The sequence below is a fragment of the bacterium genome, from assembly GCA_024742285.1.
Taxonomy (GTDB): Bacteria; Myxococcota_A; UBA9160; order UBA9160; family UBA4427; genus UBA4427.
This window is the reverse complement of sequence record JANSYR010000006.1, coordinates 137,026-157,010: the sequence shown is the minus strand read 5'-3', so window position 1 is coordinate 157,010 and position 19,985 is coordinate 137,026. Positions and strand designations below refer to the sequence as shown.

The 19,985-nt window shown below is 70.1% G+C and carries 13 protein-coding genes; 7 read left to right on the top strand and 6 right to left on the bottom strand.

The genetic code is table 11. The features are described from left to right. Positions 1-68 precede the first annotated feature (68 nt). Positions 69-1,706, top strand: a complete 1,638-nt coding sequence (locus tag NXI30_13015) for a hypothetical protein (protein ID MCR9095133.1) — start codon at positions 69-71, stop codon at positions 1,704-1,706. Between the two features lie 111 nt (positions 1,707-1,817). Here the strand turns inward: NXI30_13015 and NXI30_13010 are convergent, their stop codons facing one another. After that, on the bottom strand, positions 1,818-3,509 hold the full coding sequence (locus NXI30_13010; protein MCR9095132.1) for a BamA/TamA family outer membrane protein: 1,692 nt from the start codon (positions 3,507-3,509) through the stop codon (positions 1,818-1,820). 98 nt (positions 3,510-3,607) lie between these two features. Further along, complete coding sequence (locus NXI30_13005; protein MCR9095131.1) at positions 3,608-6,121, bottom strand: filamentous hemagglutinin N-terminal domain-containing protein; 2,514 nt, start codon at positions 6,119-6,121, stop codon at positions 3,608-3,610. 180 nt (positions 6,122-6,301) lie between these two features. Here NXI30_13005 and NXI30_13000 point away from each other — a divergent pair, with 180 nt between their 5' ends. After that, complete coding sequence (locus NXI30_13000) at positions 6,302-9,418, top strand: thrombospondin type 3 repeat-containing protein (GenBank protein MCR9095130.1); 3,117 nt, start codon at positions 6,302-6,304, stop codon at positions 9,416-9,418. Here the strand turns inward: NXI30_13000 and NXI30_12995 are convergent. Beyond that, positions 9,402-11,699, bottom strand: coding sequence for a CHAT domain-containing protein (locus NXI30_12995; GenBank protein MCR9095129.1), 2,298 nt, complete (start codon positions 11,697-11,699; stop codon positions 9,402-9,404). The two genes, NXI30_13000 and NXI30_12995, sit on opposite strands and share 17 nt — an antisense overlap. A gap of 56 nt (positions 11,700-11,755) precedes the next feature. Beyond that, positions 11,756-11,896, bottom strand: a complete 141-nt coding sequence (locus NXI30_12990) for a hypothetical protein (GenBank protein MCR9095128.1) — start codon at positions 11,894-11,896, stop codon at positions 11,756-11,758. Between the two features lie 317 nt (positions 11,897-12,213). Here NXI30_12990 and NXI30_12985 point away from each other — a divergent pair, with 317 nt between their 5' ends. From NXI30_12985 to NXI30_12975, 3 genes are all read left to right on the top strand, one after another. Beyond that, on the top strand, positions 12,214-12,378 hold the full coding sequence (locus tag NXI30_12985; GenBank protein MCR9095127.1) for a hypothetical protein: 165 nt from the start codon (positions 12,214-12,216) through the stop codon (positions 12,376-12,378). 301 nt (positions 12,379-12,679) lie between these two features. After that, positions 12,680-13,078, top strand: a complete 399-nt coding sequence (locus NXI30_12980) for a hypothetical protein (GenBank protein MCR9095126.1) — start codon at positions 12,680-12,682, stop codon at positions 13,076-13,078. Between the two features lie 186 nt (positions 13,079-13,264). Next, on the top strand, positions 13,265-15,346 hold the full coding sequence (locus NXI30_12975; GenBank protein ID MCR9095125.1) for a hypothetical protein: 2,082 nt from the start codon (positions 13,265-13,267) through the stop codon (positions 15,344-15,346). Between the two features lie 50 nt (positions 15,347-15,396). Here the strand turns inward: NXI30_12975 and NXI30_12970 are convergent, their stop codons facing one another. Continuing rightward, positions 15,397-16,611 (bottom strand): PEP-CTERM sorting domain-containing protein, encoded by a 1,215-nt coding sequence (locus NXI30_12970; GenBank protein MCR9095124.1) that lies wholly within the window; start codon positions 16,609-16,611, stop codon positions 15,397-15,399. A gap of 192 nt (positions 16,612-16,803) precedes the next feature. Continuing rightward, complete coding sequence (locus NXI30_12965; GenBank protein ID MCR9095123.1) at positions 16,804-17,751, bottom strand: cyclase family protein; 948 nt, start codon at positions 17,749-17,751, stop codon at positions 16,804-16,806. 167 nt (positions 17,752-17,918) lie between these two features. On the opposite strand from NXI30_12965, the gene NXI30_12960 reads away from it, so the two are divergent. Continuing rightward, positions 17,919-18,800, top strand: a complete 882-nt coding sequence (locus NXI30_12960; protein MCR9095122.1) for an LLM class F420-dependent oxidoreductase — start codon at positions 17,919-17,921, stop codon at positions 18,798-18,800. A 230-nt stretch (positions 18,801-19,030) separates the two neighbouring features. Next, entirely contained in the window at positions 19,031-19,894 is an 864-nt protein-coding gene (locus NXI30_12955; protein ID MCR9095121.1) for an SDR family NAD(P)-dependent oxidoreductase, read from the top strand. Positions 19,895-19,985 lie beyond the last annotated feature (91 nt).

Genomic DNA, 19,985 nt, shown 5'->3' with positions numbered 1-19,985 from the left:
AGCGGATCGCGTCCCTCGACTCGACGACGCCGGGTGCCCGCGGCCGGTGTGCGTCCAGGAGACTCGAGATGCAATGCAGCGACACGCTTCTCTTCCAGGCGGTCTTTCCCTCGCACGAGGAGAGACGGACGGCAGGCAGGCAGGGGAGGCGCAGCAGCCGCTCGCCGGCCCTCGCTTTCGCCTTCGCGATGATCGTCTGGCTGCTGCCGGAGCTCGCGTTCGCCCAGGCCTCGACCCACGCCTCGTTCGACATGACCCAGCGCGAACGCGTCGGTGGCGTCGAGGTCGCACCGATCGTCGATTCGAACCCGGGACAGGACGACGGCGCCTCGATCCTCGTGACGGGACAGACGGTCGGGGTCTGGGGCTCCCAGAACGTGACGGTCGAGGCGCGCGTCACGGCGACGGCGGACGGCCTGCCTCGACTGTCCGCCGAGGGTGAGCACGTCTTCGACCTGACCGGCGTCAGCCTGGCGAGCGATGTGTGGCTCGAGGGCGACAGCAACATGCTGGCGCGGGCCACGCTCTCCGACGAGCTGACCCTCTCGGGCGTGGCGGGGAACTCGGCGACCCTCGAGCTCTACTTCCAGATTCGGGGGATGTCCGACGCGTTGATCGACATCGATGAGTTCGGGGACCTCAGCTACACGATGGCGACCCAGATCGACCTCTCGGCGACGATGTCCTCGCCGCAGTCCGGGAGCGACCAGCACGACACCTCGCTCGTCTTTCAGGGCGGCTACCTGCCGCGTGATCTCGACGAGCAGCGATTCGTCGACGACTACGTCGTGCTGACCCTCGACGTCGACCCGAGCGAGGTCGTGCCGATCGAGCTGACCCTCGAGATCGATCCGAACACGAACCTCCGCAACTTCGTCGAGATCGGCACGCTGAACGCGACCGGGCTGCATCGGCCGTCTCTCTGGGACATGGGCGCCGAGCTTCTCGGCGTCGTGGTCCGCGACGACGTAGGCGCGATCGTGCCGACGGCGACGATCGTCTCCGACGAAGGCTATGAATTTCCCGTAGAGGACGAGCCGCCGGCGCCGATCCCGCCGACGAGCGTGATCGTCTCGCCGGTGGCCGTCGTGGACAGCAGCTTCACGGAGTACAACGCGACCGTGCCCTTCACGCAGATGCACGATCAGAGCGGTCTCTACGTGAACTTCACGAGCGGACAGACGGGATGGGACGTCTACTTCTCGGATCCCGACGCCGATCGCTCGAGCGGCAGCTATACCGGCAACTGGCAGAGCGAGCTCGTGACGACCCTGCCCGCGACGGGCTCGATCGACTTCGACCTGGGCTCGGAGATGACGATCGACACACTCGCGCTCTGGAACCTCACGATGGAGGACATCCGGGTCTCCGTCGCGACCGACGCGGCGGGTCCGTGGACGGAGGTCGGGCAGTACACGCTCCCCGATCGCTTCGGCTGGTTCAGCTACGACGCCGAGATCCTCGACCTCGGAGGGGCGCACGTCGCGCGCTATCTGCGGATCGACGTCGACTCGGCGCACCTCACCGGTTCGAGCTCGACCTACGTCGTCGTCGGCGAAGCGGCGGTCCGCGCGATCCCGGTGCCGGAGCCGGCGATGGTGGGCTCCCTCGTCGCGGGCGGGCTCGCGCTGGCCGCGCTCCGCATGCGGCACCGTCGCGTTCGCCTCGCGGGTGCCGCCCCGTCGGCCAGTGCCCGCGCGCGTTGAGGCGCGAGCGCGCGTCGAAGTGGCGGGCGCACGCGATCGCGACGCGGTCCGAGCCCGCGAGGAGCGCCCCCGTTGCTCAGGCAGCGGGGGCGCTCTCGTTGGCGGCGGTCGTCAGTCGCCCATGAGTCGCGGGTCGAGATCGATCACGATCCCCAGGTGAAGCCCGTCCCCCTGGAGGCCCCGGGGCTGGGGGACGTTCGTCAGGCGGGACGCCCAGGCGAGCTCCGCCCGGACGAAGGGCTTCGGCGCGAAGCGGACGGCGAGGCCGGCGCCGACCAGGGTCTTCTCGCGGTTCGTGAAGCGGCGTCGGTCGAGCGCGACGCCGACGTCGACGAAGGGCGCGAGCTGGAGGATCGGGCGACCGCCGATCCGTTCGCTGAAGACCGGGATGCGCAGCTCGGCGGAGGCGGAGCCGCCCTGGTCCCGGATCAGCTGGTTCTCCCGGTAGCCGCGGACCGTCGAGCGGCCGCCGGACGAATAGCGTTCGAGGCTCAGCAAGGGATCGCTCGCGAGCTGGAGCTCGGCGCGAACGAGGAGCTCGAGACGCAGGGGCGAGAAGCGCTCGAGCCACTGGGTCTGGAGCAGCCAGGCGACGAACTCGCCGTCCGGGATGCTCGCCTGGGAGGAACGCGTCGCGCCGAGGGCATCGAGGCCGAAGCTGACCGTCGAGCGACCGGCGACGATCCGGTCCCGTCCGCGATAGAGGAGGTCCTGGTAGAACCGGAGCGCGAAGACCCGCGTGCGTCCGCCGACCTCGTCGAAGGGCTCGCCGGCCAGCTCCGTATCGGATTGGCGCAGCGACCCGATCAGACCCGTGGCGAAATCGAAATCGGGGCGGGCGACGAGCGGCTGACGGAGATCGAGGTCGGTGCTCCAGAACTCGCCCTCGATCTCGAGCTCCTCGCCGAGGCGGTCGAGGAGGTCGCTTTTCGACCAGCGGCCGGAGAGGGCGACTTCCGTTCCGAAGCGGGAAACGGGAACGCGGTAGCTCGCTTCGATCTCGCCGCCGCCCTCGTAGACCCCGCCGAGCATGCGCAGCATGTCGCCGTAGCCGCTCACGTTGAGATGCTCCGCGCTCACGCGGCCGCGCACGTGTCCGAGGCTCGGTGCAAGATAGTTGTTCGCTTCGAGGGTGCTCCGGAAGGGCGTGCGCTCCGCGATCGCGAGGCGCAGGTGGGCCTCCCCCCGCGTGTTCGTCGGGAGGAGCTGGGCGTCCACGCGCGCGATCCGCGGGTCGCGCTGGAGTCGTCGGAGCCGGGCCTCGAGTCGCGGCACGTGGAGCGGCCCATCGAGAGCGAGCCCGAGCCGGCGCCGCAGGAACGTCTCGCGCAATCGCTCGCGTCCGCTCGTCTCGAAGCGCGTGATCCGGCTCTCGACGACCTCGATCAGGACCGTGCCGTCGTCGCTCTCCAGCTCGGGCAGGATCGCGCCGGAGGTGAGATAGCCGCGCTCGACGTAGACGAGCGTGACCGCGTCGCGTGCCGCGACGAGTCCCTCGCCGTCGAGGGGGCGGTTCGTGAAGGGCGCGAGCGCGCGGGCGAGGTCGGCGTCGCCCACGACGGAGTTGCCTCGGAAGACGAAGCGGCGGACGACGACGCGCGCGCCGGCGTCTCCCGCCGGCGGGGGCGGGCGCGACGAGTCGGGAAGAGGCGGCGGGATGTCCGGGAGCAGGCGCGGGCCGGGCTCGTCCGACGGGAAGTCGGGGAGTGGGAGAGGGACGGTGGAGGGGCGGCCCGGTTCGGCGGCGTGGGCCTGCTCGCCGACGACCGCGGCGACGGTGACGGCGATGAGGACGGCGAGCACCAGGCGGAACGCGCTTCGCGCGGCCGGGCACCTGCGGATCCTCGGACCGTGCCGGGCGTCCAGCACGCTCGATCGCTCCGACCCGTCTCGTCGAAGGGTCACGACGCCTCGGAAGTCGAGCGCACGGGGAGGCAGTCGTGGTCGCCGAGAATCGTCCGAGCGCCGCCCCACGAAGCGACCCCCTCGGCGGTGGTTCCCGAGGCGTCCGCTTCGATCGGGATCGGCGCCGCGACCGCGTCGACGGGGGAGGGCGGGAGGCCTTGCCGCTCCGTCACGACGAAGCTCGAGACGCGCTCGCCGGACTGGCGCGCGGCGCAGGGTGCGCGCAGCAACCGAACCGCATCCGGGATCACGGCCGGCAGGCTCTCGAGATCGGCGCGCAGGGCCTGGCCGGAGGACGTGAGCGTGATCGTTCCATCGAGCCCGACACCCGAGGATGCGTCGAAGACGCTGTCGGCGTCCACGATGAGCTCGTTCGCGACGATCACGATGTTTCCGCCGGCCCCCTCGCGCGCGGTCGCCGTGATCCGGCTGTCCTGCATGACGTAGAATCGAGGGTCGATCACGACGTCGCCGCCGGACCCTTCGCCGCCGTTCGCGTCGGTGACGATCCGGCTGTTCTGGAGCGCGATTCGCTCGCCGCTCGGGACCCCGGCGGGCTTCCGAACGGTCAGGTCGGGATCGAGCGGCCCCGCGTTCAGGTAGACGTCTCCGGCTTCGCCCAGGATCGCCGTCGAGCTGATCTCGCTGGCCGAGAGCTCGATCACGTCGGCACGCACGTCGATCAGGCCGCCGTCGCCGCGGCCGACCGCCGCCGTGGACAACCCAGCCCCGTCCGAGAGCGAGAGCTCCGGCGTCGTGATCAGGATCGTGCCGGCGGCGCCGGCCTCGTCGCCCCCCGCTTCGTCGAGCGAGAACGTCGTCACGCTCGAAAAGAAGAAGTCGTCCTGTCGCCCGGAGAGTCGGACCGCCTGCGTCGCATCGATCGTGATCTCGCCGCCGTCGCCGGCGCCGCGAGTCGTCGTGTCGATCCGGCCGCTGCCCTCGATCTCGAGGGTCTCGACCTCGATCGTGACGTCGCCGCCGCGGCCGTCGCCGTCGCGGACCTCGCCGAAGATCCCGGCGCGATCATTGATCGCGAGGAGGCGGGCGTTCACCGCGATCGCGCCGGAGTCGCCGCCAAGCAGGGCGTTGGCGAAGAGGCCACCCGGCTCGCCATCGGCGCGGCGGCCGTCGAGGCGGACGGTGTCGCGCGCGTCGACGTCGATCAGGCCGCCGTCGCCCCCGAAGAAGGCGGTGCTAGAGAGCTTCGCGCCGTCTTCGAGGGTGACGTTCTCGGCGACGATGCGGATTCCTCCACCCGTGCCCGTGCCTTCATGGGAGATACTGACGATCTCGCCGTCCGCGTCGAGTGCCGTCACGATCGTCGTTCTCGGCGAGAACACGGCATTGCGGATCCGGGCAGCGACGGGCGTCGACGGATCCTGCACCTGGAACACGAAGCCGCTGCCCGAGACGAGCCCAGCAGGCCGGGTCATGCCGACGGTCGAGGCGAAGAAGTCGCCGGTGAGGGCCACGTCAATGTCTCCGGCCGCGTCGCTGGTCGTAGTCACGCTGCGGATCCTCGCGTCCTCGAGCGTGAGGTTGCGGGCACGGATGCGCACGTCGCCCGAGCCACGCGCGATCGCGGTCGCCAGCGAAGTGCCGGGCGGAGGGCCGCCGGTGACGAGCTCCGTACCGCCGTCGAGTTGCACGTCGCCGAACGCGACGGGCGCGCCCCCGACCGGCTCGACTTCGAGGTCTTCGTCGCCGGCGGTCTCGATGATCCGGACCCGGCCCGGGCCGTCGAGGGCGACCACGTCGAGGCGGGCGCCGCCCGTGTAGACGAACGCGCGCTGTGCCGGGTCGCTGCCCGAGCCGATCGAGATGTCTCCGCCGAGGATCGACACGGAGGCGCCCCTGAACTCGCGGGAGCCGTCCACGGGATTCATTGGCCGCAACTCGCCCGAGAGCAGCTGCGCTCCGCGGATTTCGATCGCGGCGGGCTCGCTGCCGAGGAATCCCCAGGCGGCGATCGGCGCCATGCTGAGCGGCGTATCGAGCGCGGGATTGCTCGCGTGGAACTCGCCGCCGTCCGCGAACTCGAGCACGTCCGCCGTCGAGACGTGGAAGCCGCCCTGGATGTCGAGCTCGGCGTTCTCGCCGATCACGATGCCGGCGGGGTTCACGAGATAGAGACTCGCGCCGTCGATGTCGGAGCGCAGCAGCCCGTCGATCGACGAGATGTCGCCGCCGGTCACGCGGCTCACGATCCGTTCGACGGACGCAGGCCCCTCGAACGTCGCGGACTCCGCGGCCGTGAGGCCGAAGCGCTCGAAGCTGAAGAAGAGGTTCGCTCCGCTGAGCGCGCCCCGGGTCGGATCGATCCGATAGTCGGGTCCGGCGAGCTCCTCGCGCGCGACCCCGGGCAGGGTGTCGTCGACGATGATCGAGCTCTGGGCCCCGACCGGCACAGGCCATGTCCCCGCGAGGAGGAGCGCGAGGGCGCCTGCGGCGGGAAATCCCTTGCCCGGCAGTCCGGGCACGAATCGTCGTCCGGGTCCCGATATCATTCGACCGTTCCTGCCGTCTGGTTGCACTGTCTCGAATGCAAGAGGAGGCCCCGCTCGCCCTGGGGACTGCTAGGTCGCACCCTGCTGGTGTAGCGCAGCCCGCGCAGGCGGAGGGGGCACGTTTCTTGACCCCGGGTGGGGAAGCACGCGTAGAATGGGGAGACCCTGGAGGATCAGCGCTTGAAGTCCGAAGCGATCGGAACGAGAGGCGACACGGGCGAAGCACGCCGAGACGTTGCGGGACGCGGTCTACGCAAGCGCCCCGAACCGCTGCGCCGCGCGCTCGCTCTCGTCGCCGCACTCCTCGCGCTCCTCGCGACGACTGCCGCCCGCGCCGACGATCCCGAGCTCGCGATCGTCTGGACGGCGACGGACGGCGAGGGCCTCCCCGGCAGTCCGCACGTCGAGGCCGCGGCCGGCGACCGATTGACGGCGACCCTCTATCTGACGGCGCCGTCGACCGGGATCCAGCGCTACCACGTCTCGGTCGCCTTCGACGAAGCCCTGGACGACGAGCTCGACCTCGTGAGCGCGACCGGCTTCCTGCCCGTCGGCTTCGACACGCCCGGGTCGCCGAACCCGGCGGCGACGGTCGAGAGCTCGCTCGGCGTCGCCGGTCAGGTGATCGGCTTCGAGGCCGAGGCGAGTGGCTTCGTCGGTCCGACCGCCGCCCGCTTCGCGATCGGCGAGATCGTCTTCGACGTGAACACGCCGACGAAGGATGGGCTCGACGTGCGCCCGGACCTCTCCGTCTCCGGCAGTATCGTGCGTTCGAACGTCTGGCAGGACCACTCGGCGACGACCGGGCTTCGCGGCGCCGAGGTGAACGCCTTCCTCGACCCCATCCCGCTCCAGATCCCGACGATCGAGATCGGCGACCCGGGCAACGTCGCCGACAACAACGGCGTCGGCAGCGTCGCCTACGTCTATCGAATCGCCACGTTCGAGACGACCAATCGCCAGTACGTCGCGTTCCTCAATGCGGTCGACGCGAATGGCACGAACCCGAACAACATCTACGACGACGACATGTCGACGTCGCTCCGCGGCGGGGTTCTCTTCGACGAATTCGCGCCCACGGGCGAGAAATACGCGACGAAGCCGGGCTTCGCGGATCGTCCGGTCGTCTTCGTCTCCTACGTGAGCGCGGCCCGCTTCGTGAACTGGCTGGAGAACGGCGCGCCGGAAGACGGGAGCGGGACCGAGGACGGCGCCTTCACGATGGGCCCCGGCTTCTTCCCGAACATCGTCCCCGGCTCGCGCTACTCGCTGCCGACCGAGGACGAGTGGATGAAGGCGGCGTACTTCGATCCCGGCGCGACGGACTCGCTTCCCTACGACGCCTATCCGACGGGGGGGCAATACGATCCGGACGACGACCCGCCGAACCAGGTGACCGGGATCCCGACCCGCGCGATCTGCGACTCGGTCGCGCCCGCGCCGATCGGGGCCGTCACGAACGGCGAGACCGACCAGGAGGTCGTCAACTACTTCGACGACTGCGAGTGGGGCGGTGTGCCCGTCGGCGAGGGCAATCTGTCCCGGGTCGGTGACGCGAGCGCGCGGACCCGCTACGGCGTCGCCGACATGGGCGGCAACGTCAACGAGTGGACGAGCCTCGAGATCGGGAGCACCTACCGGATTCGTGGCGGCGCCTGGGACGACGGGACCCTGCCGCTCCGGCGTGTCCAGTCCAATCCCGAGGAGCTCTCCCCCGCGAGCGAGCGGGATGATCTCGGCTTCCGGATCGTGATTCGCGACCTCACCGATCGCGACGGCGACGGCATCCTCGACTTCGGCTCCGGCGCGATCGCGCGCGCCTGTCGCGACGGCGAGACGACGGGCTGCAACGACAACTGCCCCTTCGTCGCGAATCCCGGCCAGGAGAACTACGACGGCGACGACGAGGGCGACGCCTGCGACAACTGCCCCTACCACCAGAACACCGACGAAGAGAGCCCCTTCCGGCGGTTCACCGAGAACCCGAGCTACGCGGACTCGCGGCCGGTCCGGGACCAGAGCGACCTCGACGGCGACGGACGCGGGGACGCGTGTGATCTCGATCTCGACGGGGACGGGCTGGCGAACGACGTCGATCCCGACAGCGACGACGACGGAATCCCGAACGACGGCGCGGCGGGCGACGTGCCGTGCACGGCGAACTCGGGCATGAACTGCGACGACAACTGCCCCTACGTGGTCAACTGGAACCCGATCGTGCCCGAGGGCCAGCTCGACTGCGATCTCGACGGGATCGGTGATCTCTGCGACTGCAGCGCCGGGCTGGTCGACGCCTCGGACTTCGACGACGACGGCCTCGGCGATACCTGCGACAACTGCGTGTACCACGCGAACCCGGACCAGTCCGACCTCGACCAGGACGGGTTCGGCGACGCCTGCGACCTCTGTCCGCGGGTGAACGAGACCTTCTCCCTCGACTTCGACGGCGACGGGATCGGCGATCCCTGCGACGTATGCCCGCTCGACGCGGATCCGGACCAGGTCGACTCGGACGGGGACGGGGTCGGCGACGTCTGCGACCTCGGCCTGGATACGGACGGCGACGGGGTGAACGACGACATCGACAACTGCCCCGTCGCGGCGAACGCCGGTCAGGAAGACGCGAACGGCAACGGCTTCGGCGACGTGTGCGATCCGAAGGTGGCTTCGGTCGACTACACCTATGACTCGTCCGGCGATCCGGAGCCGCTTCCGATCCGGACCTGCGACGCGAGTCGGACCGGCGAGCCGGGCAAGACGACCGAGTTCGATACCCTCGACTTCCAGTGGATCGAGGACGGCGACGAGGTCAACCTCGGGCAGTGCTTCTGGGACGCCGTCGAGGGCGAGACGAGCACCGACAGCCAGACTCTCGACTGGAGCTACAACCCGCTGATCCCGGACGTCGCCGACTGCTGCGTCTACCGCGCCGCGATCGACGCGAACGACCCGGATCCGCTGATCGGGATGGTGATCATCGAGATCGGGGCCGCCACGATCGACCCGACCGACACCGATGGGGACTTCTTCCTCGATCAGTGCGACACCTGCCCGGACGACTTCAACCTGGACCAGCTCGACAGCGACGGGGACGAGGTCGGCGACGTCTGCGACAACTGTCCGGGGATCGCGAATCCGAGCCAGTCCGACGAAGACGGGGACGGAATCGGCGACGCCTGCGACAGCATCCCCGCTCCGGAGCCGGGTTTCGCCCCGGGCGTCGGGATCGCGTTCGGTGCGGCGCTGGGCGCGCTCGCGCGGCGTGGCCGACGGCTTCCGGTCAGAGCCAGTCGTTGATCAGCAGGAAGGGCGACCAGTAGAGCGGATGGCGAAGCTGCCGATCCGCGATCAGCGTTCGCTGGGCGTCGCGTAGGGCCTCGGCCCGGGTCGTCCCCGGCTCCTGGAGGCGGCCGTAGAAGCGCTCGAGCAGGACGCGGGTGGCGGCGTCGTTCACGGGCCAGAGCGATCCGAGGGCGCTGCGCGCGCCCGCCTTGACCGCGAGGCCCGAGAGGCCGAGCGCGGCCCGCTCGTCTCCGGCGGCGGTCTCGCAGGCGGAGAGCACGAGCAGGTCGAGGGGACGCTCGCGGAAGCGGAAGCGGCCGACGTAGCCGGCGAGATCGTCCATCGAGATCCGGCCGTCGTGGGTCAGGATGAAGGTGTCGCGGGAATCCGGATCGAAGGCGGCGTGGCTCGCGAGATGGACGATGTTGAAGGGGCGTTCGGCGAGCGCCGCCTCGATCGTGTCGCGTCGGAAGCCGGTGTCGAGCTGGACCTCGCTCTCGAAGTACGTGGCGATCGCGGCGAGCTCTTCCCCGACGTGCGGAAGCGCCGGAAAGCCCTGGACGCTCTCCGTCACGCCGCCCAGAAAGGCGCGCGCGCCCTCGCGCGTGATCGCCGTGGGCTGGGAGAGCTCGAGGCCCGGCGTGAGGGCGACCGCATAGCGCTCGATCAGGAAGCGCTCGCCGTCGTGGAGCGCCGCCATCGGGATCGTGCGCAGGGCCCCGTCCGGCACGAACACGAGGACCGAGGGCGCACGCTCGGCGAGGTCCGCCTCGATCGGCGCGATGAGCCATTCGTGGAGCGCCTTCGCCGGACGCCGGTAGCGGCGGGTCGTGCCCTGCTGGAGGAGCGCCCGGAAGCGTGCGACTTCCGCGTTCACCCGCTCCCGCGCGACGGGCGCGCTCCGGCGGAATCGCTCGCCGCCCTGCGAGACGAGGATCTCGATCCGATCGTCGAAGAGGATCGGATAGATGATGGCGGCATCGAGGGCGACCTCGCTCACGTCGACCTTCGCCTCCAGGGCGTCGTCGACGCACTCGTCCCGGAAGTAGTCGCGTAGCTCGGCGGCCTTCAGGCGTTCGATCGTCCGCTGCGCGCGGGCGAGGTCTTCCGGCGGGTCCCCGTTCGCCGCGGCGCGTGCGAGCAGCAGGTCGACGTACTCGAAGTAGACGCCGCTGGCCGAGGCGCGGAACGTCGTGCGGGCGCGACCGTACTGGTGGGGCAGGGCGAAGCGGACGGAGTCGAGCGCCTCGACCGCCTCCGCATAGTCCTCGAGGGCGGCCTCCGCGTCGCCCCGTGCGCGATGGAGCCGGGCGGAATCCGTCGCCCATCGCACGAGCAGATCGGGGGCCTCCACCCGTTCGGCGCGCATGCGGGCGCGAGCGAGGAGCTCCGCCGCTTCTTCCCGTCGCCCTCGCTCCGAATACGTTCGCGCCAGCTCGCCCCAGGCTTCCGAGACCAGGCGTTCGTCCTTCGCTGCGTGGGCCACCGTGGCCGCGCGGGTCAGCGCCCGCGCCCGCTCCGCGACGACGGTCGCGTCGCCGAACGGGGCGGTGGGCTCGGGCCAGCGTCCCAGCGTCTCGGCATAGTGGACCCCGAGCGCGGCGACGTCTCGTCCAGGCGGTAGACCGGCGAGTCGGTCGCGCACGCCCTCGAGCGCAGTCAGGACCTCGGGCGAGGGCCCGATCGTGAGCAGCGCGCGCGAAGCGCCCGCGGCGGCGCGGGCGCCGAGCAGCGGGGCGCCGACCTCGTCGGCGATCCGCTCGGCATCGCGGTATGCGGCGAGGGCCGACGCGGGATCGTCGCTCGCCATCAGCGCGTCGCCGAGATTGTGGGCGATCGCCGCCTCGGTTCGGAAGGCTCCCGCGGTCCGGGCGAGTGCGCGTGCGGCGCGAAGCTCCGCGAGGGCGGGCTCCGGCCCCGCCGCCGCGAGCAGATGTGTCCCCCGCGCGCCTCGCAGCGAGGCTTCGATCGCAGCGGGGAGCGGCGACGTCCTCTCCTCTGTCTCCGTTCGGAAGAGTTCGCGCTCGATGTGCTCGACGGCGGCGCCATAGTTGCCGCGTGCGGCACTCGCCTGCGCCGCCTCGATCGCCCGGCCGGCCCGTCTCGCGAGCTCCGGCGTTTCGACCGGAGCGCCGGAGTTCGAAGGCTCGGCATCGACCCGCGTCGGCGTCGCGGCGAGGAAGAGCGCGAGGAGGAAGAGGCGGGTTCGCGTCCCGCGCGAGGGATGGGCGCGTCCGGTCGCCCAGCGCCGAATGCGGCCCCGCTTGCGTCGTTGCCGAATGGGGGCCTCGCTCATGCGGGGAGTGTGAGCGGGAGGGCTCCGTGGCGCAAGCGGGCGCGGCCCGTGATCGATCAGGCGCTCGCGTGGACGACCACGTCGCGGGGGTGTCGGTCGCGTCGGGCGATCCGAGAGAGGATCGCGAACAGGAGGTCGGTCGGGCGGGGGCGCCGGAGTCGGTACTGGGCCATCGGAAGAAGGATCGAGCGGGTCATGGTGGCTTCTCCATCGTGTTCGCCGAGGGTGCGATCGGATCGCGGTGACTCGGTGGATGTCTGGGAGAAGGACGGCGGAGTCCGCGACCAGATATCGCGGGAATCCGGGCGGAGCGGATCTTCCGGGCGACCGGCGGTCCGTGTGTGAAGCAGTTCACTCGTGGCGCGGCGAGGGGCGGATCGTCGCGTGAAGCGCCTCACATAACATCACTTTTTCGCGAATCGACCGATCCGATCGAGCCGGTTCCTCCGTCTCTCCTTCGAATGCGACGCAGGGCCAGGCGCCCACCCGTCGCCCGAACGAAGAGGAACCGACGATGTACCACGAGATCGACGATGCGAACTACGACGAAGACCTGTTCGACCTGTTCGAAGACGAGGCCCTCGAGGCGGCTCGCGAGGCGCGCGTCGTGATGGAGGCGGTGCGATGTCTCTCTCCTCGGGCGCACGCGGCGCTCGTGACCGAGGGCGTCGGGGCGTAGCGGCGCGGACGCCGTCGTGTCGGGACGCCGGCCTCGACGACGGTCTCGTCGAAGGCGGCGTGCGCGCGATCGCGCCTGCGTGGGAGACGCGGCCCTGGCGGTTCCCGTCGGCCGGGGTGGGGTGTCTCGGCGTGCGAGGGCCTCGGCCTGGCCGTCGTTCGGCGATCGCACGAACGGAGCGTGCTAAACCACTGCTCGGCTCGGCTTCGGAAGAAGGACCGCCGATCGGGCCGCAGTACGGAACGCCTGGCGGAGGCGTTCGTGCCGGTCCCCACGCCTCTCGATCCGCCCGGAGTCTCCGATGATCCAGCCCGATGAGATTCGTGACGGCCTCGTGCTTCGGCTCGATCCGGACGAGCTCGAATCCCGTGGCGCGCGGTGTGCGAGCGATGCAGCCTATCGCGTGATGGGCCCGCACTTCTTCCTGTGCGTGGCGGCGGACCAGGCCGCTGGCAACTGGGTTCCGCTCTTCCCCGATCCGGGGCCGCGTCGCGACATCGTCTCGAGCGATCACAAGTCGGGCCCGCCCGGCTGGCGAGCGAGCGAGACCTTCTTCCACACGGAGCAGGTCTGGCAGGCGCCCCACGACGCGGTCGTGAAGGCGGCGATCGTGGGTGGGGACCTCAGCAAGGCGGGCGAGCGCAACTTCGTGACGGACGTGGGCATCGATCTCGTCTACGCGACGGTGTTCGGCGAGTAGACCCCGCGGCACCAGGACGCTCGGACCCAGGCCCTCCCTCCGGGCTCGGACGCGCGTCCATCCCGTCGGGGCCGATTCCAGCGCTTCCCGGCGGGGTGCCCCACCCGGATGAACCGGATTCGCGCCCGGTCTCCGCGATCGCTCCCGAAAAGCCCCATACTGAAGAGGAGAGGAAGAGCGCGTCCCATGCCTGGCTCGGATCCACAGACTGGCGAGATCACGCCCGCGCGCGTCCTGTTCGCTGCGGCCTTGATGGTCGCGCTCGGCACCGGCTGTCTCGAGTCCGGAGGAGGGGGCGGCGCCCCTGATCCGATCGTGGTCGACAGCACGGGAGACGGCTCGGCCGCCGCGGCCGTCGGAACGACCCTGCGCGAGGCCCTCGAGATGGCGGTTTCGAACCAGCCGATCGAGTTCGACTCGAGCCTCGATGGCGCGACGATCGCGCTCACGGAGCTCGGCGAGGCGCACACGATCCTCAAGGGCGAGGTCATGGGGATCGACGACACGCCGAGCGGTCCGGTGTCCTACCTGGTCGGCTACTTCGATCGCGACTACGGACGCTCGGCCCTCTACGCCCGGAAGAACGTCGTGATCGACGCGTCGGCCCTGCCGTCCGGACTGACGATCGCATGGACGGGAGGGCGGACGGATCCCGCGCGGGTGCTCGCGGTCCTGGGCGACCTCACCCTGCGCAACGTTCGGATCACCGGCGGTGTGAACCTCGCCGAGGACATCTCGACGCCGGATCCCGACGACCAGCCCTGGACCCTCGCCCGTGGCGGCGGGATCGCCGTCTGGGGGCTGGCGCGACTCGAGGACTGCGAGATCTTCGACAATCACGTCGAGGGCGACTTCGATCCGTCCCGCGACCGCGGCGCGTTCGGCGGGGGCGTCTACGCGAATCTCGTCTGGATGGAGCGCTGCGTCGTCGCGGGCAACTCCGTGCTGGGCGGCGGAGCGGCGGGGGGCGGCGTCTTCTCCGTCGGCGGTGCGATCGACACGCTCACGACCTCGACGATCGAGGACTCGTCGGTCTCCGGCAATCGGATCCAGGGACTCTTCACCTACGGCGGCGGCGTCTACAGCGACGGTGGCGGGATCGGAAACCGAAAACGTCTCGTCGTCCGCAACAGCACCGTCGCCACGAACCTCGTCGAGCCCGCGCCCGGACTGCCGCCCTTCGTGTTGGCGACGGGCTACTGGCGTGGCGGCGGCCTCTACCTCTCGAACGGCTACGTCCAGCTCGAGTCGGTGACGATCGTCGAGAACGAGGTCCACGGTGTGCCGCGGACCGACGATCTCGACAAGCCGAACCTCGCCGGCGGGGTCGCCGCGACGATCGGCAACGCCCACGCGGTCGAGGACATGGTGATCGGCCACTCGATCATCGCTGGAAACACCGTCCACGAGATCGGCGGTACGACCTACGACCACGACGTCTTCACCGGATCGAGCTTCTACTTCCGCAGCCTCGGCTACAACCGGCTCGGCGTCCTCGACTTCAGCCAGATCCTCGTGCCCATCGGGCAACCCACCTGGCGCTCCCTCTCCCGCCGGCACTTCCCGCAGACGGGCGACCTCGAGGCCCTGACCATCGACGAGGTCGTCGAGCGCACGAGCGGCATCACACGATCGAGCCACATCCAATCGATCGGGAGCGACGCCGGACAGCTCGCGGTCCTGCACTACGAGCCCTGGGACCGCGCGCTCGACCAGATCCCGGATGCCGTCTATCCCGTCCTCGAGCTGATGGGCGAGTACGCCGTGGGAGCAGGCGGGGTCGACGACTTCCTGGCGATCGTGCTCGATCGAATCGAGAGCCACTACGCCCTGCCGGCCTTCGCCGCGACCTTCACCGCGGACTTCGAGGCCTTCCTGGCGGGCGTCGATCTCGACGACACGACGCCGGGGAACCAGCCCTACACGGATCTGCTGGGTGCACCGATCCTCACGCTCGAGGACACGCTCTGGTTCGGTCCGGCGGTGACCTGGCCGCGTGAGCTGTCCAACCATCCCTACATCCATTTCTGGCACCGCCTCGACGCGGCGCTCCACGCAGAGGGGATCCCCGGCATGGGATCCGAGTCCCTCGGCGATGCCGCCTGGGCGGCGCTCTTTTCCTCCGGGCCGCTCGCGGAGAACCCGGACATCGTGACGAGCCTCTGGACCCGGCACGCCTACGACGTCGGACTCGCCGACACCGACCAGCTCGGTCGACCCCGCCCGGTCGCCGCGATGGGGGACGTCGGCGCGATCGAGCGACCCTGAGCCGCGGCGGGCTGGTCGGGGCCACTCGTCGGGGCGCGGTCGACCTGTCGCTAGCGCCGCAGCGGGCGCCGAGATCGTGTCGAGCCGGCGGCGAGGCCGAGCAGACCGAGTCCCATCAGGATCGCGGTCGACGGTTCGGGGATGACGGCGACGAACGCGTAGCCCTCCGAGGTTCGGCCCAGGACGCGGGTGCCATCGGCGGAGACGTCGATCGCGGATTGCAGTCTCGCGCCGCGCAGGTCCACGCCGAGTTCTTCGAGGATCTCGGCGAGACGGCGCGCGCCTTTGCCGCTTTCCCAGAGAATCGCTTCGGTCGGCGTGACGAACGAACCCTCCGCTCTCCCGAAGAGGGAGGCGTCGCCGACGGCGACGCGACCGTCCTGGCTCGAAGCCAGGAGCGAGCCGGTGAGCGCATCCGGGAGGAGGTTCCCGAGGTCGAGGAAGCCGTGCTTCGAATCGACGACGAACGCGCGGGGAAATTCCGGCGAGTCGAGGCGATAGGTGCCGAAGGCGACGCCGCCGTCTCCCGAGAGAGCCGTGGTCCGGCTGGTCGACGCCAGAAGCGCCGCGGGCACGAGCTCGATCGGTCCGGCTTCCTCGGTCCAGCGGATCGCGGTCGAACGCACGCGGTCACCGAGGACTTCCTGTCGGATTCCGGCGAGGGTCAGGCCGTCGTCCGAGATGTGCTCGAAGAACGACACGACGCCTTCGGGTTCCGAGGGGGCCTCGACGAGATCCCCACTCGCGTCCCAAAAAACGCCTTCCGTGGGGTCCCCGAAGCGCAAGCCGGGGCCGAACGAGCCGATCACGAGGTCGCCGTTGCCCGACGTGCCCAGGGTGGAGTAGGGGTTGAACCGGAGTGGGTCGGTCTCAGTGGTCTCGAGTTGTTCGAATCCGGACCCCTTCCGCCAGCGGAAGGGTCCCCCGATCTCGCCTCCCGGGGCCCTGGAACCCGCTGTACCGACGATCGTCGTGCCGTCGGTCGAGAGATCCGCCCAAGCCGTTCCGAAGCCGAACTCCCCCGCATCGATGCGTTCATAGGAGCGTTCGTCGAGATCCCAGAGTCCCGCAACCTGGTTGCGGAACAGGGACGGCGTCGCCGTCGGATCGGTGTAGACCCCCGCGAGCAGGACCTGGCGCCCGCTACCCGAGAGCGCGACCGGGGTCGCTTCGAAGAATTCGATCGAGGCGCCGGTCGCGCCGGCCACGGAGGCCGCCAGGGTCGAGAGAATCAGGCCAGCCCAGGAGGAAGCCGGGAACCGCATGCGAACCTCGTAGCACCGCCGGCGCGGGCTCATCCCGGCGCGTTCGCGGTCTCGAGTTGCGTGTCGGTTGCGTGCGGGTTGCGTTGAATAGAAGGAACACCCCATTCACGAGGGGCGGACGCAGAATTTTCCGATCGTCCGCGCCGGGCGCGGGATCCCGGTCGAGCGCGCCGAGGTGCGACGGGCGAGGAGCTAGAAGCAGGCGATCGGGTTGATCGGGGATCCCGTGCCGCCGTCGATCACGAGGGGCGCCGCGCTGAACAGGAACTCCCAGCGCTGGTGGCGCTCGCAGGCGTCCGCGAGGCGGCGGAAGTCCGCGTTGTCGAGGAGGGGCATGCCCATGTGGGGAATCGTGACGCAGTGGAGGTGGACGGGGGTGTCGATGTCGATCGGATTCGGCAGGCCCTGGTCCGCCGTCGGTGCGTCGAGCATGTCCCAACACAGAAGGGCGGCGTCGGTCTCGTACAGGAACTCGCACACGGAAGCGTGCACGCCGGCCGGAACGCTCCAGCCGTCCGCATCGGGGTGCGCTGCGGCCCATTCGTCGCGACCGGACCGGATGCACACGACGTCCCCGGCGCGAGGGGTGATGCCCTGGGCGCGCGCGGCGTCGTCGAGCTCCCAGGCCTGCACCGGTTCGTTCGCCTCCACGAAGCCGGTTCCGCGAAGGCGAGGGATGTCGTAGAGCACGCCGCGCGAAACGATTCCGTCGGCCATCCGCTGGATGCCGAGGGTCGCGCCCTGAGGCATCGCCATGCCGGGGAGCTGCACGCCGACCGGCGGGCCGTTGTAGAAGTGCCCCTCGGCGTCCGGAATATGGGAGAGCGCATCGATGTGCGTGTGCGCGAACCCGTGGAAGAAGAGGCCGATGTAGTCCGCGAGGCCGGTCGAGGTCCCGACGCTCGCGACGTGATGGGCGGGGAAGGGGTTGCCGGGGCCGGGCTGGGTGTCGATCGGGCGCGCGAGGGAGACGGTCTCGCCCGAGACCACCAGCGTCGCCGCGTGACGGCGCGCGTCGGCGTCGATGTGATTGAGCGTGCCGAGCTCGTCGTCGTCGCCCCATCGCCCGCGGTTCGAGAAACGCTCCGGATAGCGCGCGTACTCCTCGGGCGTCGGGGGGGTGCGGTCGTTGCGTCCCATACGTGCCTGCCCTCCTTCGCGTCGCCGCGGACGCCGACGAATATAGGGAGCGGCGCGGTCCGTCGGAAGCGCCCCCTCCCGCCGCCGGGCGATCCGCTCCCCGATCGGCTGTCGCCGCGGCGGCGGTTCTGCGAGTCTCCACAGTGAGGTCATCGAGGGAGTCGGCGATGGAGATCGGATTGATGTGCACGGGCGGGGCGCCCCAGCTCGTGGAGCGAACCGTGCAGACGGCGGAGGCGGCCGGGTTCGCTGCGCTCTGGGCGCCGGAGCACGTCGTCTTCTTCGAGGAGTACGCGCCGACCTATCCCTACGCGACGACCGGGCGGCCTCCGATGTCCACGGAGACCGGGATGATGGAGCCGCTCAATCTGCTCACCTTCGTCGCGGCGAAGACGACGAAGATCCGACTCGGCACCGGCGTCTTCCTTCTCCCCCAGCGGAATCCCGTCTACGCGGCGAAGGAGGCTTCGACCCTGGACGTGCTCTCGGGGGGGCGGCTCGACCTCGGGATCGGCGTCGGCTGGCTGCGTGAGGAGATGGAGGCGGTCGACGCCCGGTTCGAGGAGCGCGGCGCGCGCTGCGACGAGTACATCGAGATCCTGCGGCGGCTCTGGACGGATCGCGTCGCAACGTTCTCCGGCCGCTACTACGAACTCCCGCCCTGTGTTCAGGAACCGCACCCCGTACAGAAGCCCCATCCGCCGATTCTGGTCGGTGGCGTCTCGAAGCCGGCGATTCGACGGGCGGCCCGGTTGGGAGACGGTTGGGTGGCGATCAACCTCACGCCGGAAGAGGCGGCCGAGCATCTGCGGCAGCTGCGCGCCCTGCGCGCGGAGGCGGGGCTCGACATGGAGGGCTTCCGGTCGATCCTGATGGCCGTGAACTTCGCGCTCGATCCGGACGATCTCGCCCGTTACCGGGATGCCGGGATCGATCAGGTCGTCCTGCCGCCCATGAGGGACGGCGTCGTGCTGACGACCGAGGAGGATCTCTACGGCCTCGTCGCCGACCTCGGCGAGGAATTCGTGACCGCGGCGGAGTCGCTTTGAGGCCGATCGACGGGGCCCGGCTCTGGACTCCCGTCGAGCTCGGGTAGGGTGGTCGACCTTCCTCTCGCCCGCGGGTCTCATAACATCGGGCCGTTTCCCGACGACCGGGGGCTACGGAGCCAGCACGTGCAGGCAGGAATGTGGATCTTGAAGCGTCGGCGGATCGCGCTCGGGGATCGGCCGCAGGCGGGGACGGAGCTCGACGAGAGCCGGCCGGGCGTGTCGCGATCGTGAGCTACCGCGATCTCTACGGCCCCTGGGCGCTCGTCGTGGGTGCGACCGCAACGGTCGGCGAGCAGTTCGCTCGGCAGCTCGGCGAGAAGGGCATGAACGTCGCGTTGGTCGCTCGAGGGAAGGAGCGCCTCGACGCCCTCGCGGCCGAGATCAGCGAGACGTCCGGTGTCGAGACGCGGACGATCGCGGTCGATCTGGGGGAAGAGACGGGGATCGACCGGCTGCGCGACGCGACGGCCGACCTCGAGGTCGGGTTCCTGGTCCTCAACGCGAATCTCCATCGCGTCGGGCACTTCGACCTCATGTCGTTGCCGGACAAGAGCGCCATGGTCGACATGAACCTCGGGATGCCGGTGAAGCTCACGCACTTCTACGGGGCCCCGATGGTCGAGCGACGGCGTGGCGCGATCGTGATGCTGAACGAGGTGAACTGCTTCTCGCCGCTGGAGTTCGACGCGGTCTTCCAGGCGACCAAGGCGGGTCTGCGGATCTTCTGCGAGAGCCTGTGGCTCGAGTATCGCGAATCGGACGTTCGGGTCGCTTCCGTCCACGTGAGCGGGATCCAGGGCTCGGAGAGCTACGACGCCAAGATCACGGCGGCTCGCCGTCGGTTCATCAAGCTGCTCGGCGCGTCGATGGATCCGGCGGCGATCGTTTCGCAGGCCCTCCGGCAGCTCGACCGCGGGAAGCTCATCCTGGTGCCCGACACCTGGTTCTTCATCAACATCTATGCGCTGAAGTCCATGGATCTGATCCGGCTGGTCGGCGGCCGGCTCTCCGTGATCATGCCCTCGCGCTTCTTCGGCTGGTTCATGAACGGGGAGGGCGCGCGCGCGGGGCAGAAGAAGCGGCTGCGTTAGCGAGCCGTTCCACGGCGCATTCGGGCGCACGGTCACGCGTCCGCGGAGCCGGATCTCCCGTACCGACGCCGGCCGCGGCCGCGCGAGGAGG